The following is a 16,758-nucleotide window of genomic DNA, read 5'->3' on the forward strand; positions in this document are numbered from 1 at the left end:
TAAAGGAGAGACTCCAATGTTTCCACAATTAACAACTGAAGTACAAGAAGGCGAAGTACTAGTAGAAATGAAAACAACGTTAGGTGCATTAAAAATTAAATTGTTCCCAAAACAAGCACCAAAAACAGTTGAAAACTTCTTAGGGCATGCAAAATCAGGTTATTATGATGGTATTATTTTCCACCGTGTTATTCAAGATTTTATGATTCAAGGCGGTGACCCTACTGGTACAGGTATGGGTGGAGAGTCAATTTGGGGTAACTCATTTGAAGATGAGTTTTCTGATGAATTATTTAACCTGCGTGGTGCATTATCAATGGCAAATGCTGGTCCAAACACAAACGGTTCTCAATTCTTTATCGTACAAATGAAGCATCTTCCAAGTGATATGCTTCGTCAATTACAAGGTGCTGGTTTCCCAGAAGAAATTATTGAGGCATATGCACAAAATGGTGGAACACCATGGTTAGACCATAAACATTCTGTATTTGGTCATGTTGTAGAAGGTATGGATATCGTTGATAAAATTGCTGAAGTAGAAAAAGACTTCCGTGATAAACCTGTTGAAGATGTGAAAATCGAGTCAATTACAGTTTTTGAATAATTATTGTAAGGACGTGTAGAAAATATGGAACATTTGATGTATCAATTTTTATATTTCCCAGAAGATAAATCAGCGTATATTCCAGCAGCTTTTGAATTTTTAATTATGCTTATTTTATGTATAGGCGTATTTATGATTTTCCGTAAAATTTCTAAAAAGCAGGAATTAAAATCTAAGGAAATCGAAGCACGTATTTTAGCTGAGAGAAACAGCGCCAACAATAGACACAATTAAAAAAGCACTCTGCAAAAGAGTGCCTCCGACTATAGACAAACTTGAGATTTCCCGAGTTTGTCTATAGTCTTTTTATATACATCCCGACAGCAGGCACAGTGTAAGCCATAGCTTGAAAATTCACAATTGTGTGAGTGACTGGCACTATGACAATGCGAGCTTAAAACGAGCAACGGCATCTTTTACCGTATCAAATGAGCAAGCTACATTCATACGCAGGAAGCCACGGCCTTCTTCACCATATTTTGAACCAGGTTCTAGTGCAAGTTTTCCAACTTCAAGCAAACGTTGCATTAATTCTTTTTCATTGAGACCTAGTTGGCGGCAATCAATCCACAATAAATACGTACCTTGAGGCTTTGCAATGTGTATGCCTGGCAATTGCGTTAACTCGGCTATAACATAATTCATATTATTGGAAATATAAAGAAGTAACTCTTCTAGCCATGGTAATCCTTCTGTGTAGGCTGCTTGCAGTGCTACAGGAGCAAAGCTATTCAATGAACCTTGCCCGCAAGCCATATTAACCGCCTCTAAAAGCACCTGCTTTTTCTTATCTGTCGTAATAATATAAGCAACTTGAATTCCTGCAAGATTAAATGTTTTAGTCGGTGCCATACAGGTAATAACACGATTAATTTCATCTCCTGCTAGTTTTGCAAGCGGAGTATGTTGTGCACCATCTAACATTAAATCAGCATGAATTTCGTCTGAAATAATGAGCACATCATATTTTGCACATAATCGAATAATTTCTTTTAATGTAGCTTCGTCCCATACATAGCCTCCTGGATTATGTGGGTTACACAATATGTATGCTTTAACGTTTTGGGCAAGTGCCTGTTCAAAAGCCTCAAAATCATAGACAAATGTTCCATCTTGCTCGACTAAAGGGCAAGTAACCACTTCACGGCCATTACTTTTAGGGATATTAAAAAATGGCGGATAGACGGGAGTAGAAATAAGCACTTTATCGCCTTGTTGAGTCAGTGCAGTCAAAATATTTGCCAAAGCTGATACGACACCGTGGCTGAAAGAAATGGCTTCTTGCTCAATGTGCCAATTGTATCGGCTTTTTTGCCAATCTACAATCGCTTGTTTTGCTTCTTCGCCTACATAGCTATAGCCAAAAATCGCCTCTTTAGCATGTTTTTGCAGTGCTGCTACAACTGCAGAAGGTGGAGCAAAGTCCATGTCCGCTATCCACATTGGTAATATTTCTGTTGTATCGCTTAATCCATAAATTTTCTCCATTGCGTCCCATTTTACTGAGTTAGTACAACGACGATTTAAAGTTTGATCGAAAATCGACAAGCAAATCCCTCTTTTCTTTTTTTTTTACTATGGTATCATACCTATTAAGATTAAAGGATAATAGGTGAGTATTTTGGATAATATAAAAATGAATCGAACAGCCGTGCATCTGCTAGCAGAGTGGGATCCTTTCCACTTAGGTGCTGAGCATTATGATACAGAAACAGCAGATGTTGTTGCAGCACTACAAAGTATTGATGACCCATCTGCTCTTGCGAAGGTCATTCAAGAAACTTACGAGCACTCGTTTGAACAGTGGATTCCAATTGAAGATTGTGTTGCCATTTCATATAAACTACTGGCCATTAAGTTTGAAGCAAAATGTATTATTTAAATCGACATATAGTGTTTTTTTATTGGAAAGGTTTGTGTGCAAATGATTGCACGAAAGCTGCTTCCTTATAAAAGTGAGGTTGTCTTCTGTTTTTAGACAACCTCACTTTCTTATTGAAATAACGGCAAAATACCTTGGATAAAAATAAGCAAAATCGCAATAGGTGACACATAACGAATTAAAATATACCAAGTGTTAAACAGTAGACTTGAGGAAGCAAGCTCTTTACGAGAAATATCCTTTGTATAATAATAGCCTGCAAAAATAGAAATCAGTAAGGCACCGATTGGCATGCCGACACTATTTGTAATAAAGTCTACAAAATCAAAAATGGAACGATCTAATATTTTGACATCTGATAGAATACCGAAAGATAGGGCACTCGGAATTCCGAAGATGAAAATAATAAGTCCACCAATCCATGCGATTTTTTTACGCTTGTCGGGTTTGTCTCCAATGGCGATAGCTACTACAATTTCTAACATTGAAATCGAAGAAGTCACTGTAGCAAACAGTAAAAGAATAAAGAAAATCGTTAAGAATAGGCCCCCAAGTGGCAATTGCTCAAAAACAGCAGGTAAGATAATAAAAACAAGCCCTGGCCCTTGGTCGGGTGTATAGCCTAGCGCGAATACAGCTGGGAAAATAACTAAACCTGCAAGAAGCGAAATAATAATATTCATAGATGCTACATTAATGGCTGAATTACCGATTTTTTCGGTTTTAGGGAGATACGATGCGTACGTAATCATAACAGCTATACCAACACTTAAGGAGAAGAATGCTTGTCCAAGCGCTTTTAAAAATGTTTCAGCATTTAAGTAAGACCAGTCAGGTACAAACATAAATTTTACGCCTTCCATTGCACCATCAAGTGTTAAGGAACGGATTACTAACACAATAAAGAAAATAAATAGTAGTGGCATCATCCACGTACTTGCTTTTTCAATCCCACCTTTAATACCTCCAGATACGATAGCAATCGTTAACAGTAAAAATAACCCTTGCACAAGTACAGCTTCAAATGGGCTAGAGATAATATTGCCAAACAAATCAGCATAATTCCCGTTATGACCATCGCTCGTTAATTGAAACGTTAATGAACGTCCTAAATAACTTAAAATCCAACCACCTACTACACTATAGAAGGATAGTATTAAACCCGCAATAATCATGCCGCCCCATCCTATTAAAAACCATGGTTTTCCTGGGGCTTGTTGTTTGAACGATGTTACAGCATCCTTTTGCCCACGACGTCCAATCATAAATTCTGCAATTAACACCGGCAAACCGATGAAAAATGTACATAAAATAAATAATAAAATAAATACACTTCCGCCGTTGGTTCCCGCCATATAGGGGAATTTCCAGATAGCGCCTAATCCTATGGCGCTACCAGCAGCAGCTAAAATAAATCCAATTTTTGTTGAAAATTGATCTCTAGATGACACGAAAATAAAGCCTCCTTATACTAAAGTTCTATTTTACCGCAAATATGGCATAACACAAGGCAAATTTCTGAAAATTGATTATAAATACTTTTTACGCCCCAACGTCTTACTACAAGTAGAATTCTTTAAACGAAATGCATGATTTACTATCAATTCTAGCGATTTTCTCAAGCTAGCCAGTTACAATTAAAATTGTAACAATTAGGAAGAACAGGTCGTTACATAGAAAAGGAGGGATAACGAGTGAATGAACCGGAATTAATCGAGCGAGCACAACAAGGTGATAAAGAAGCTTATATTGAACTAATTCGCATCCATCAGCGAACAGTTGAAAAATTTGCCTTTCAATGTGGCGTACATAGTAGTGATTTAGCGGATGTTTCACAAGAAGTTTTTGTCAAGCTATACCGTTTTTTACATCAATTCAAGCAGGATCGATTTACGACATGGCTTTATAAAGTCACACTTAATGCTACCCGTGATTATTATCGAAAAGAGCGACGTGAACAAGCAAAGGAGGAGCTGTTAAGCGCGCAGCGACAAGTCCCAAGTCCTTCAGCTGAAAAGCATGTCCTTAATTTTGAGGAAGACCGTGTATTGCATCATAGCATTCAAGCACTTGATGAAAAATATCGCTATCCGCTCGTCTTGTATTATTTTCATGAGTTGAAGTATGAGGAAATTGCCGAGGTACTTGGCATTTCGTTATCCACTGTCAAAGTACGCATATTGCGGGCAAAAGAAAAACTTAAAGTAGCTTTGACACAGGAAGGGAGTGTTGAGAATGGATGATCAACAATTTGACAAGCGCATGGCACTGTTGAAAAAATCATACGACCGAATGGAACCTCAATTAAATCCCGATAATGTTTTCAAGCAAATCGAAGAAGAAAAAGAAGAGGCACTGCCTAACCAATCGATTACCGCACAACAAAAACAAGCCGTAAAATGGCAGAAACCAGCAGTATGGGTAGCAAGCGTTGCAAGTGTGTTGCTAATTGGTCTCTTAGTATCGTTTTATACATTGAATCAACAGGAAAATACACACAGTGAAGTAACACAAGATGTGCCTGTTGAAAAGGCAGTTGAGGAAGAGATAGCAGATTACCTAACGAAAAAATTTAATAGTAAAAAGGAGGATATTAGAAAGGAATTAAAAGTGACCAAAGATGAGCTAGAAGCCTTTGATTTTATTAAAAACGCAAATTCAATGTTAGATTTTTATCTTACGACTAATTTGCATTTGAAATTAACGGATGAAAACTATGTGGAAATTATGGAAGAAAATATAATGAATCGTTTAATGACTCCTAAGCGGGCGGTAGAAAAGATAGAAACTTTTAGAAATTTAAGTTTTGAGGAATCGTTTGCCGTTTATAGTAACTACGTTATTTCCGTAGAGGAATTGGAGCGTTTTTATAGCAAGCTTCTTGAGCCTTACCAACAGCAATTAAAAGAAAAAGATGATGTAAAACAATATCCATCTAATTTACAAGCTATTATTGAAGCGGCAAATAATCAATATATGGAGTTGAAAACGGATGGAAATGGCGTGTTTTATTTTAAAGCAAATCCAATCAATGGGGAATTTGCTCCGCAGTATATCAACCAATTACATCCGGACGTTTTCGGATATTTCGAATATTTAAAAATGGGTTACTTATTATTGGCAGATGACTTACGATATACGCGAGAAGAAACGGCGCGCTCACTTAAAATAATGGAACGTACATTACTTGCAGATGTAAATGCTAGTTCTCTTGATTACAAGCTTTTAGAAGAAACCTATAAAAATACGTGGGTGGTATTATTGCTAGGTACAAAACAATATCCTGCCATAGCAAATGACGGGCAACCTCATCAGGACTATATGAAATTTTTAGAGGAAGTAGCTAGTGGAAAGTATGGTGAAGTAATGCAAAAGACCGCTGCTACTATTTTAGGAGAATTACAGCAAATGCAGCACTCCGCTACATTATCAAAACTGGAACCTTATGATATTTGGACAATACTTTTACAGACACGGCAAGAAACAGCAGGTACTATTAACGACAGTGACTTTAATGTTGTCGATATGAATGAGTCTCGTATTGCACAAATAAAAGGAATATATGAACAATATAAAAACAATAATGATGAAGCAATATTAAATCAACTACACCCAATCAATATTGCCTCACTTTACTTATATGCTGTGACCATTGACGATAAGGCAGTGCAAAATGCTTTATTAACACCAGATGCCGAAGTGGATGCAAGTATGTTACAAACGATACAGAGTCTTGATGTTTTTAGTCAGCTAGGCGAATATAATGGAATTTTTCCTACCGTCGCTGCTCGTGTTGCTATAGGCAGTCAGGAAAAGTACGGAAGGCAGTTCCTCATCAAGTTTTCAAAATCAGAGGAAGGTAATTATCGTATCACAGCAATCATGGATTGATGGGATGATTTTTTGCCCCACTTATTGACGTATGTTATAATTTATCGTGATATATACGTAGCAAACATATAGAAAGTGGGCAAAGGTTATGGCAAAAAAATATGAATTAGGAGACGTATTGACCGGAAAAGTTACAGGTATTCAACCGTACGGTGCATTTGTAGCACTTGATGACGATACACAAGGGCTCGTGCATATTTCTGAAATTACGTACGGCTTTGTAAAAGACGTCAGTGAGTTTTTATCAGTTGGGCAAGAGGTTGAAGTCAAGGTACTTGAAATCGATGAAGCGGCCGAAAAAATTAGTTTATCGATTCGTGCCTTACAAGAGCGCCCAGCAGCAAGAAAAAAAGACGCACCACCCCGAAAATCATTACAGGATCGAGTGGATGAATCCGATGCGAATGGTTTTAATTCCTTAAAAGATAAATTACAGGACTGGATCGAACAGTCAGGACATTAAAAAACAAGGATGCTTTCATGTGAAGGCATCCTCGTTTTTTATTTTTTATGATTTAGCCCTTTTTCATCTTCCGTATGCGATATTGCAGGTTTTGTCGGCTCATACCGAGAGCACCAGCAGCCTTTGTTATATTGCCTTCATATAGATTTAAGACATTTTGCACATAATAGGATTCGGCTTCTCGTAAATAAGCATCGAGAGGCATGACATCGTTTTGCTGGTGGAACATGAAAAATTCAGGTTCATGGTCAGATGTGTCTTGGCTTTGCACTTTAAATCGAAAATGAACAGGTAGTAAATCAAACGTAACGGTTGATTCTGTTGTCATAAACGAAACGATTTCATCTAGCAATAGTTCGAGTTCCTTTAAGTTTCCTGGCCAATCATATTGTAAGAATAATGCTTGGACATCCGGTGCAAGTTCTGCCACATTTGACGCAAATCGCTCACGATGACGACTAAAATAATCTGCCACGAACGGTAAAATATCTTCTTTGCGATCTGTTAAATTTGGAATAGTAATGGACATTGTTGCAAAGAAATAATAGAGAGATTTAGACAGCTTATTTTCTGCAATAAGTGTAATTGGGTCACTGCCGACACTACCGATTAGCATATATTTGGATGGTGGTAATGACTGTAATAACTCAAGTAACTGTTCCTGAATTGGAAGACTTAAAAAATCAATACGTTCGAAGAAAAAAGTATAGGCTTTATCATCTTGTAAAAGTTCCTGCACCTTATCGAGCACTGATTTTGCCGAACGTCGACTAAATAATGTAACAAAGGCTTCAGGATCAGTAGAAGCTGCATGATGAATACCTTCTGCAACTAAATCTTTGCCTGTACCAGATTCACCGATAAGTAAAACAGGTAATTTTACCGCCGCTGCTTTTTTAGCGTTGACAATAACTTGTTGCATTGCTTCAGATACTGCTGTAATCATATCAAAAGTTAAAGGTTCACCATATCGTCGTAGCGGCTGATAGACTAATTTTTCTAAAGATGTGATATCACGTGCGAATTCAATCGCACCAATCAATTGATTATTTTTAAAAAGAGGGAATGTATCATTAATGGTTGTAATTTCATGGCCGTTTTTATTCCAATAGGTTTGTTTCACATTCATTTCTTGTAAACCGGTTTGTAACACCCGCATTAAAGTACTTTCATGTTGACGGAAGGAAAACAATTCAATAATTGAACGATCTGCTAATTCATCAAAATGAAATCCTTCGATTTCTTTCATTTTTGAATTATAGATAATTGTTTTACCCGTTACGTCAATCGCATGTATACCAACGGATACATTAGTTGCAATAAACTCATAAAAGGGTAGTAATGGTTCAGAATTATTCATAAAATGTGCACCTCAAAAATTTTTTACTTGAAATATGCAACGAAATTTTGCATTATAATAAGTGTAAGAATATTTTATACGCAAAAATATTTTGCGTCAATAGTTTTTGCATACTAAATATTTACAGCTCACAAAAGGAGGATATAGTATGATTCCATACAAACATGAACCATTTACAGATTTTTCTCAAGAGGCAAATTACAACGCATATTTAGAGGCATTAAATAAAGTTGAAAGTTATTTAGGTCAAGACTATCCATTAATTATTGGTGGAGAGCGCATTACTACAGAAGATAAAATCGTTTCATATAACCCAGCAAAAAAAACACAGGTGATTGGTCGCGTTTCAAAAGCAAGCAGAGAATTAGCTGAAAAAGCAATGCAAGTAGCTGACGAAACATTTAAAACATGGAAAAAAGTAGACCCAGCGATTCGCGCTGATGTGTTATTCAAAGCAGCGGCAATTATCCGTCGTCGTAAACATGAGTTTTCAGCATTATTGACAAAAGAAGCAGGTAAACCTTGGAATGAAGCAGATGCAGATACAGCAGAAGCAATTGACTTCTTAGAATACTATGGTCGCCAAATGTTACGTATTAAAGACGGCCAACCAGTAGAAAGTCGCCCAGGCGAATACAACCGTTATGATTACATCCCATTAGGAATCGGTATCGTTATTTCACCATGGAACTTCCCATTCGCAATTATGGCTGGTACTACAGTAGCAGCTTTAGTAACAGGGAATACAGTATTATTAAAGCCAGCTTCAACTACACCAGTTGTTGCATATAAATTTATCGAAGTTTTAGAAGAAGCAGGATTACCAGCAGGTGCTGTTAACTACGTACCAGGTTCTGGTGCAGAAGTTGGTGATTACTTAGTTGATCATCCGAAAACGCGCTTTATCAGCTTCACTGGTTCTCGTGATGTTGGTTTACGTATTAACCAACGTGCAGCAACACATAACGAAGGTCAAATTTGGATTAAACGCGTTATCGCTGAAATGGGCGGTAAAGATACAATTGTAGTCGATAAAGAAGCAGACTTAGAGCTTGCAGCACAATCAATTGTAAAATCAGCTTTCGGCTTCTCAGGTCAAAAATGTTCAGCATGCTCTCGTGCTGTTATCGTAGAAGATGTTTATGACACAGTAGTGAACCGTGTAGCAGAGCTTACTAATGAATTAACAATCGGTGACCCAGCTGACAACAGCAACTTCATGGCAACAGTAATCGACCAAGCAGCTTTCAATAAAATTACTGAATACATTGAAATCGGGAAAAAAGAAGGACGCCTTGTAGCAGGTGGTACAGCAGATGATTCTGTTGGTTACTTCATCAACCCAACAGTGTTTGCAGACGTAGATCCTTCTGCTCGCATCATGAAAGAAGAAATTTTCGGACCAGTTGTAGCAATTGCAAAAGCAAAAGATTTCGATGAAGCGATTGAAATTGCAAACGACACAGAATACGGCTTAACAGGTGCGGTTATTACAAATAATCGTATGAACCTAGAAAAAGCGCGTGAAGATTTCCACGTTGGTAACTTATACTTCAACCGTGGTTGTACAGGTGCTATCGTTGGTTACCAACCATTTGGTGGTTTCAACATGTCTGGTACTGACTCAAAAGCTGGTGGCCCAGACTACCTACAACTTCATATGCAAGCAAAAACAACTTCAGAAATGCTTTAATTTTTACTGATTTTAATGTGGGACGACACCACATGTTCAAAGATAGACTGTTCTAGTAAGTAGAAAAAGTTAGCACACCTCGTAGAAAATAAATTCTACGAGGTGCGCGATTTAACCATATGAAGGTCAACAAATATTTTTTGTTTCTATTATATAGTCCTTTTTCAGCTCTACTAGGCAGTCTTATCTTTCATAGATTTTTATTATGAGTTAGTAGGGAGAGTGCTTTATGACAAAATCACAACAAGTTATTGAACAAACACAAAATTATGGTGCTGCAAACTATCATCCACTGCCAATCGTTATTGCAGAGGCTGAAGGTGCTTGGGTTAAAGATCCAGAAGGAAACAAATACTTAGATATGTTATCAGCATATTCTGCAGTAAATCAGGGACATCGTCATCCAAAAATTATTGCTGCATTAAAAGAACAAGCTGATAAAGTAACATTAACTTCTCGTGCATTTTACAGTGAAAACTTAGGTGAATGGTATGAGCTTGTAGGAAAATTAACAAATAAACAAATGGTTTTACCTATGAATACGGGTGCAGAAGCAGTGGAAACTGCATTTAAAGCAGCTCGTCGTTGGGCTTATGATGTAAAAGGTGTTGAAGAAGGCAAAGCAGAACTAATCGCTTGTAATGGAAACTTCCACGGGCGTACGATGCTAGCAGTATCTTTATCATCTGATGAAGAATATCGTCGCGGTTTTGGACCGATGTTACCTAACATTAAACTTGTAGATTATGGTAATTTAGAAGCGTTAAAAGCTGCAATTACACCAAATACAGCAGCATTTTTACTTGAGCCAATTCAAGGGGAAGCTGGTATCGTTATACCACCAGAAGGTTTCTTAAAAGCAGCTCGTGAACTATGCCGTGAAAACAATGTGTTATTTATTGCAGATGAAATTCAAGCAGGATTAGCTCGTACAGGTAAAATGTTTGCTTGTGATTGGGAAGAAGTAGAGCCTGATATGTACATTTTAGGAAAAGCATTAGGCGGCGGTGTATTCCCAATTTCTTGTGTAGCTGCAAATCGTGATATTTTAGGTGTCTTCAACCCAGGTTCTCATGGTTCAACTTTCGGAGGTAACCCTTTAGCTTGTGCTGTTTCTATCGCATCTATTAAAGTTTTATTAGATGAAAAATTAGCAGAGCGTTCACAAGAACTAGGTGAATATTTCAAAGGGAAATTACGTGAAATTAACAACCCAATCATTAAGGAAGTTCGTGGTCGTGGTTTATTTATCGGTATGGAATTAACAGAGGCAGCGCGTCCATATTGTGAAAAGTTAAAAGAATTAGGCTTATTATGTAAAGAAACACATGATACAGTTATTCGTTTTGCACCACCATTAGTTATTTCTCAAGAAGATTTAGATTGGTCAATTGCTCAAATTGAAAAAGTATTTAAACTTTAACAAAATGTTCACATTTTATTTCGGAAGTGTGTTACAATGATGCCGATATACTATCATTATAAAAACAAAGAGGCGATTTAATATGTCTGAAAACTTAAATCTGTTCACATCAACTCAAGATGTTATTCAAGATGCTCTTAATAAACTAGGCTATGACGAAGCAATGTATGAATTACTGAAAGAACCGCTTCGTATGCTACAAGTACGCATTCCAGTTAAAATGGATGATGGTACGACAAAAGTATTTACTGGTTACCGTGCTCAGCACAATGATGCAGTAGGACCAACAAAAGGTGGCGTGCGTTTCCACCCAGCTGTTTCAGAAGAGGAAGTTAAAGCGCTTTCAATGTGGATGACATTGAAATGTGGAATCGTTGATCTACCATATGGCGGAGGTAAAGGCGGTGTCATCTGTGACCCACGTCAAATGTCAATGGGTGAGATTGAACGTCTAAGCCGTGGTTATGTACGTGCGGTAAGTCAAATCGTGGGACCAACAAAAGATATTCCTGCGCCAGACGTATTTACAAATGCACAAATTATGGCATGGATGATGGATGAATATAGCCGTATGGACGAATTCAACTCTCCAGGGTTCATCACAGGTAAGCCACTTGTACTTGGTGGTTCTCAAGGTCGCGATCGTGCAACTGCTCAAGGTGTAACAATCGTTATTGAAGAAGCTGCGAAAAAACGTGGTATTGATATTAAAGGTGCTCGCGTTGTTATTCAAGGATTTGGTAACGCAGGTAGCTTCTTAGCTAAATTCATGAATGATTTAGGTGCCAAAGTAATTGGTATTTCAGATGCATATGGTGCTCTTCATGATCCTGAAGGTTTAGATATCGACTACTTATTAGATCGTCGTGATAGCTTCGGAACTGTAACAACATTATTCGAAAACACAATTTCAAATAAAGATCTTTTAGAGCTTGATTGTGATATTTTAGTTCCTGCCGCAATTGAAAACCAAATTACTGCTGACAATGCGCATAATATTAAAGCAAACATTGTCGTAGAAGCAGCAAATGGTCCAACGACAGCAGAAGCGACAAAAATTTTAACAGAGCGTGGCATTTTACTTGTACCTGATGTATTAGCATCTGCAGGTGGTGTTACAGTATCTTACTTCGAGTGGGTACAAAATAACCAAGGTTATTACTGGACAGAAGAAGAAGTAGAAGAACGCCTGTACAAAAAAATGGTTGAAGCATTTGAAAATGTTTATACAACAGCCACTACACGTAACATCAATATGCGCTTAGCTGCATATATGGTTGGTGTGCGTCGTACTGCAGAAGCATCACGCTTCCGCGGTTGGGTTTAATCTATCGAAAAGGGTCGTCTCCAATTTGGAGCGACCCTTTTTTGTATAGAATGAAGCTGTGTGCCATTACGAAAGTTAAACTTAACAAAACTTGTTACGACGACTTTTTTGGTTTGTCAGTAGATTACAAGATGAATGAGTTGTGCCTGTGCCTGAAAAAATACATAGGGCATATGTGGATTATTGCGCGCGCGTATAATGGTGCTTAAATCTTTGCTTTCTACTCTAGAAATATGAGAAAATCCAACTAGAAAGGGGCGATTTCCATGAATTCATTTACATTTTATAATCCAGTGAAGTTACATTTTGGTGAAGATGCGTTGGAAAAATTACCGAAAGAATTAGCGCAGTTCGGACAGAAGGTGCTAGTTGTTTATGGCGGAGGTAGCATTAAAAAGAATGGTGTATATAATGCTGTCATTGAGAAATTACAAGAAGCGGGTAAGTCCATTTTTGAATTGAGCGGTGTTGAGCCAAATCCACGTGTAGAGACAGCTCGTCTAGGCATAGAGATTTGTAAAAAAGAAGGGATTGACCTTGTGCTCGCTGTTGGTGGTGGTTCTGTTATTGACTGCTCCAAATTAATAGTAGCCGGGGCAAAATATGACGGGGACGCATGGGATATTGTTAAAAGAAAATTTATTGTGAAAGATGCATTACCGTTAGGAACAGTGTTAACCTTAGCTGCAACAGGCTCTGAAATGAATTCCGGTTCGGTTATTACGAACGCTTCAACGGAAGAAAAATTTAGTTGGGGTAGCCCAGCTGTCTTCCCTAAGTTTTCTATTTTAAATCCAGCATACACAGTGACTGTGCCGAAAAATCATACAGTTTACGGTATAGTGGATATGATGTCCCATGTCTTTGAACAATACTTCCATAATGCGACCAATACACCCATTACTGATGAAATGTGTGAAGGTGTATTACGAACAGTAATTAGCACGGCCCCTAAACTTATCGAAGATTTAGAGAATGTGACATTACGTGAAACGATTTTACTAGCAGGAACAATTGGTTTAAATGGCTTTTTATCAATTGGTTCCCAAGGGGATTGGGCTTCGCACAATATTGAACATGCCGTATCTGCCATTTATGATATCCCGCATGCGGGTGGTTTAGCAATTTTGCAACCACATTGGATGCGTCTAAACGTATCGGTTAATCCTGAGCGCTTTGCAGGTATTGCGACACGTGTCTTTGGTGTTGATGCAACTGGAAAGACAACCGAGGAAGTTGCCCATGAGGGGATTGATCGTCTATCGGCATTTTGGACATCTTTAGGTGCACCTAATCGTTTAGCCGATTATGATATTGACGATGCTAAATTCAATCAAATTGTTGAACATGCCATGGAAAACGGACCTTTTGGCAACTTCAATAAGTTGCAGGAAAAAGATGTACGTACAATTTTACAAAATGCACGTTAGGTTATAGTGTGACAGTAAAGGATGTATCGAAAAGTGAGGTTATCACTTTTGATACATCTTTTTTATTTTACTCATTACATAAAATCAATTACAAGCGCCTGTCTATTATTTGGGTTAATTGTCAAAATTGTTCAGAATTTGTTCAGGTAATTTTTTTAAAATGAATGTAATCATTTTTGAATTGACAGGGGATGTAGAGAGAATGTTAAAACAATTGATTGAAAATCATATTACGATGCACTGTGAGAGTCATTTTTTTCAGCCGAATATTTACGAACTGAAAAATTGTATCGAAGTATTAGGAATTGAAGCGACTGCGTTACGAATGGACAATGATCAAATTGCCGCAGGATATGTAGTCGACAATCGTATATTTTTTAAAAGCATGCGATATGGACAAACGACGATCACATTAACTGATGGTCAAAGGGAAGCGATTGTGCAACTTTACGTTCGTCCTTCTGGAGAAATGATGCTAGAGGTAACGCCGAATTTAGAAGATGCTGAAATCGTGCTTGTATATTATCGAACGATTTTAGCTGAAACGGCAATAGCAATTGATTTAAAAGGGGCTTTGAAGCACTATCTAGTAGCGCATAATCTTATGAATGATGAAGATGCCATTACCGAAGTGCATTATAAATCGATGCATCCGAATGTACTAAAAGATTCCTATGCGGGTAATTTTGTTTTAGGTTGTCGTCCGGACGGAGAGCCGTTAACAAATGCTGAAGAATTTGATTTAGCCAATCGTCTGGCTACATTAGAATTCTCAAAAATTATAATTCAACAGGATGGCATACAAAAAATGATCTGTTTAAGAATGCTATTAACTTTTATGATTACGGATTATGTAATTGTCTCATAGAAGGTTAAATGCTTTTGTCAATGATAGAACTTTGTACGTATTCTTATACTAAATAGCCAACTGCCTAACGTTGGCAATTGGCTATTTGTTTATTGTTCTTTTGTAGGTCGTTCTCCAACATGTTGCCAATTTAATCTACCATCATCCTCATCAAATAAAATGGCTACTTTTGATACGCCTTTTTGACTTAGAAGTACTTCTGTTAAATGGTCACGTACATCATCTAAATAAGCAAGGGATAAATTCGGGTCTGCTTCTGCCACAAGCTCTACATGTAGAAATTCTCCTTCTTTCATCACTTCTAAACGAACGATATCTTTAATATTTGGGTTATCCATTACAAGGTGAGCAATATGATTCAGCATTTCTTCATCCGTTTCACCGATAACACCACGTGCGTTATCTAGGAATACCTTGCCAACTACATAAAACATCATACAGCCAATAATAATTGACACAAGTCCTTCAATTCTCGCCCAACCAGTAAAATGTGCAATTAAGATGGCGGCAAAGGCTAAAACGTTACCACCAGTAGCTACTAAATCTTCCATAAAAACTAATTTAGTGGCAGGTTTTGCACGTTTTAAATACGTAAATGCTTTTGCAATAGAAGCTAGGCCAGCCTTTTCTTGTCCAGCCTCATGTAGCACCTCGACTGCTGCTTTTGCAAGAACCGTACCTTCTAATACAATCCCAATAAACAACACACCAAGTGCAATAAACATTCCTTTCGATTCACCTGAAGGATGCATAAAATGATGCCAGCCTTCCTTAATCGTCTCATAAGATAGGATGGCTACAATGATTACGGCGAATAAGCATACAAGATTAACAATTCGACCAAAGCCTCCTGGGAATTGCTTTGTAGGTGCTTTTTTCGAAAGGGCGGAGCCGATATAGACGAAAAATTGGTTTGCAGCATCACCAAGGGAATGCATCATTTCGGCAAACATAGCCACATTGCCTGTGAAGAAAAAAGCAATCCCTTTAATGATTCCTAAAAAGGTGTTTACAAATGCAGCCATAAGGGAGGGTTTATTACCGTCTTTTAATAGTTTTAATATTTCTGTCATAGAGTCCTCCAACTAGTTTAAAATTTCCATTTCTATTTTTTCAATATAAGGTAAGGTACGTAATGAACGATAAAACGACAGTAAGTTATCTGAGACAATTAACGATAAACGGAAATCTAATTCGTGTAATACTTGATTATTCGCCATTGGTATATCTTTAATACGAATATTTTCAATTACAATGTTGTTTTCCTTTAAAAAAAGAAGAAATGATTCTGTATGGTCATCATTATCAATCTGAACCTTTAATGATACTTCTCGCATCCGAATTCGTTTTGGTCCAATTTTCATAAGAAAAGGAGATAACACTTCGATGCCAAAAACAATGATAATAACAGCTAGTGTTGCATCCATATAAAAGCCTGCGCCAACAGCAATCCCAATGCCAGCAGCTCCCCAGATCATAGCTGCAGTCGTTAAACCAGAAATGCTATCATTACCGCGTCTTAAAATGACACCTGCCCCAAGAAATCCGATGCCACTAACTACTTGTGCTGCTAAACGAAGGGGATCCATCGTAATGTTTATATCTCCCCTTGGAGGTGTTGAGTATGCAGTCTCGATAGAAATAATAGTTAGTAAGCAACTAAATGTAGCAATCACTAAACTTGTTTTTAATCCAACAGGTTTCTTTTTTAATTCCCTTTCAATACCGATTACTAAACTTAATGTGGCTGCAATCACTAATTTTATTCCAACTTCATATGTAATCATATTCTCCAATAATGTTTCCAAACGCAACCC

16 protein-coding genes are annotated in these 16,758 nt (G+C 37.5%); 11 read left to right on the forward strand and 5 right to left on the reverse strand.

Annotated elements, in window-relative coordinates; all coding sequences use genetic code 11:
• The first annotated feature begins 16 nt into the window (after nucleotides 1-16).
• Entirely contained in the window at nucleotides 17-604 is a 588-nt protein-coding gene (locus tag LS41612_RS05485) for a peptidylprolyl isomerase (protein WP_024364876.1), read from the forward strand.
• 24 nt (nucleotides 605-628) lie between these two features.
• Entirely contained in the window at nucleotides 629-838 is a 210-nt protein-coding gene (locus tag LS41612_RS05490; protein ID WP_024364877.1) for a hypothetical protein, read from the forward strand.
• A 144-nt stretch (nucleotides 839-982) separates the two neighbouring features.
• Here the strand turns inward: LS41612_RS05490 and LS41612_RS05495 are convergent, their stop codons facing one another.
• Nucleotides 983-2,152 (reverse strand): MalY/PatB family protein, encoded by a 1,170-nt coding sequence (locus LS41612_RS05495; protein ID WP_024364878.1) that lies wholly within the window; start codon nucleotides 2,150-2,152, stop codon nucleotides 983-985.
• Nucleotides 2,153-2,225: 73 nt separating this feature from the next.
• Here LS41612_RS05495 and LS41612_RS05500 point away from each other — a divergent pair, with 73 nt between their 5' ends.
• Nucleotides 2,226-2,486 (forward strand): DUF1871 family protein, encoded by a 261-nt coding sequence (locus LS41612_RS05500; protein ID WP_024364879.1) that lies wholly within the window; start codon nucleotides 2,226-2,228, stop codon nucleotides 2,484-2,486.
• Between the two features lie 110 nt (nucleotides 2,487-2,596).
• Here LS41612_RS05500 and LS41612_RS05505 read toward each other — a convergent pair whose 3' ends face one another.
• Nucleotides 2,597-3,937 carry a sodium-dependent transporter gene (locus LS41612_RS05505; RefSeq protein WP_024364880.1) on the reverse strand — a complete coding sequence of 447 codons (1,341 nt, stop codon included), beginning with the start codon at nucleotides 3,935-3,937 and terminating at the stop codon, nucleotides 2,597-2,599.
• Nucleotides 3,938-4,180: 243 nt separating this feature from the next.
• On the opposite strand from LS41612_RS05505, the gene LS41612_RS05510 reads away from it, so the two are divergent.
• From LS41612_RS05510 to yugI, 3 genes are all read left to right on the forward strand, one after another.
• Nucleotides 4,181-4,729 carry an RNA polymerase sigma factor gene (locus LS41612_RS05510; RefSeq protein ID WP_024364881.1) on the forward strand — a complete coding sequence of 183 codons (549 nt, stop codon included), beginning with the start codon at nucleotides 4,181-4,183 and terminating at the stop codon, nucleotides 4,727-4,729.
• A complete protein-coding gene (locus LS41612_RS05515; RefSeq protein WP_024364882.1) occupies nucleotides 4,722-6,377 on the forward strand; it encodes a hypothetical protein in 1,656 nt (551 codons plus the stop codon). Before LS41612_RS05510 ends, LS41612_RS05515 begins: the two co-directional genes overlap by 8 nt.
• 88 nt (nucleotides 6,378-6,465) lie before the next feature.
• Nucleotides 6,466-6,840: a S1 domain-containing post-transcriptional regulator GSP13 gene (yugI, locus tag LS41612_RS05520; RefSeq protein ID WP_024364883.1), complete on the forward strand. Its 375-nt coding sequence runs from the start codon at nucleotides 6,466-6,468 to the stop codon at nucleotides 6,838-6,840.
• A gap of 52 nt (nucleotides 6,841-6,892) precedes the next feature.
• On the opposite strand, the gene LS41612_RS05525 is transcribed toward yugI, so the two are convergent.
• Entirely contained in the window at nucleotides 6,893-8,200 is a 1,308-nt protein-coding gene (locus tag LS41612_RS05525) for a sigma-54-dependent Fis family transcriptional regulator (protein ID WP_024364884.1), read from the reverse strand.
• Nucleotides 8,201-8,348: 148 nt separating this feature from the next.
• On the opposite strand from LS41612_RS05525, the gene pruA reads away from it, so the two are divergent.
• From pruA to LS41612_RS05550, 5 genes are all read left to right on the forward strand, one after another.
• The gene (pruA, locus tag LS41612_RS05530) at nucleotides 8,349-9,893 is read left to right on the forward strand and encodes an L-glutamate gamma-semialdehyde dehydrogenase (protein WP_024364885.1); all 1,545 of its coding nucleotides are present in this window, start codon (nucleotides 8,349-8,351) and stop codon (nucleotides 9,891-9,893) included.
• Between the two features lie 229 nt (nucleotides 9,894-10,122).
• Nucleotides 10,123-11,316: an ornithine--oxo-acid transaminase gene (locus tag LS41612_RS05535; protein WP_024364886.1), complete on the forward strand. Its 1,194-nt coding sequence runs from the start codon at nucleotides 10,123-10,125 to the stop codon at nucleotides 11,314-11,316.
• 82 nt (nucleotides 11,317-11,398) lie between these two features.
• Entirely contained in the window at nucleotides 11,399-12,643 is a 1,245-nt protein-coding gene (locus tag LS41612_RS05540; protein WP_024364887.1) for a Glu/Leu/Phe/Val family dehydrogenase, read from the forward strand.
• A gap of 266 nt (nucleotides 12,644-12,909) precedes the next feature.
• Entirely contained in the window at nucleotides 12,910-14,073 is a 1,164-nt protein-coding gene (locus tag LS41612_RS05545) for an iron-containing alcohol dehydrogenase (RefSeq protein ID WP_024364888.1), read from the forward strand.
• Nucleotides 14,074-14,275: 202 nt separating this feature from the next.
• Nucleotides 14,276-14,941 carry a hypothetical protein gene (locus LS41612_RS05550; protein WP_029747486.1) on the forward strand — a complete coding sequence of 222 codons (666 nt, stop codon included), beginning with the start codon at nucleotides 14,276-14,278 and terminating at the stop codon, nucleotides 14,939-14,941.
• Nucleotides 14,942-15,030: 89 nt separating this feature from the next.
• Here the strand turns inward: LS41612_RS05550 and LS41612_RS05555 are convergent, their stop codons facing one another.
• Nucleotides 15,031-16,014 (reverse strand): cation diffusion facilitator family transporter, encoded by a 984-nt coding sequence (locus tag LS41612_RS05555; protein ID WP_024364889.1) that lies wholly within the window; start codon nucleotides 16,012-16,014, stop codon nucleotides 15,031-15,033.
• 12 nt (nucleotides 16,015-16,026) lie between these two features.
• Complete coding sequence (locus LS41612_RS05560) at nucleotides 16,027-16,749, reverse strand: MgtC/SapB family protein (RefSeq protein WP_024364890.1); 723 nt, start codon at nucleotides 16,747-16,749, stop codon at nucleotides 16,027-16,029.
• Nucleotides 16,750-16,758: the final 9 nt, after the last annotated feature.

It is taken from the genome of Lysinibacillus sphaericus, from assembly GCF_002982115.1.
Classification (GTDB): Bacteria; Bacillota; Bacilli; order Bacillales_A; family Planococcaceae; genus Lysinibacillus; species Lysinibacillus sphaericus.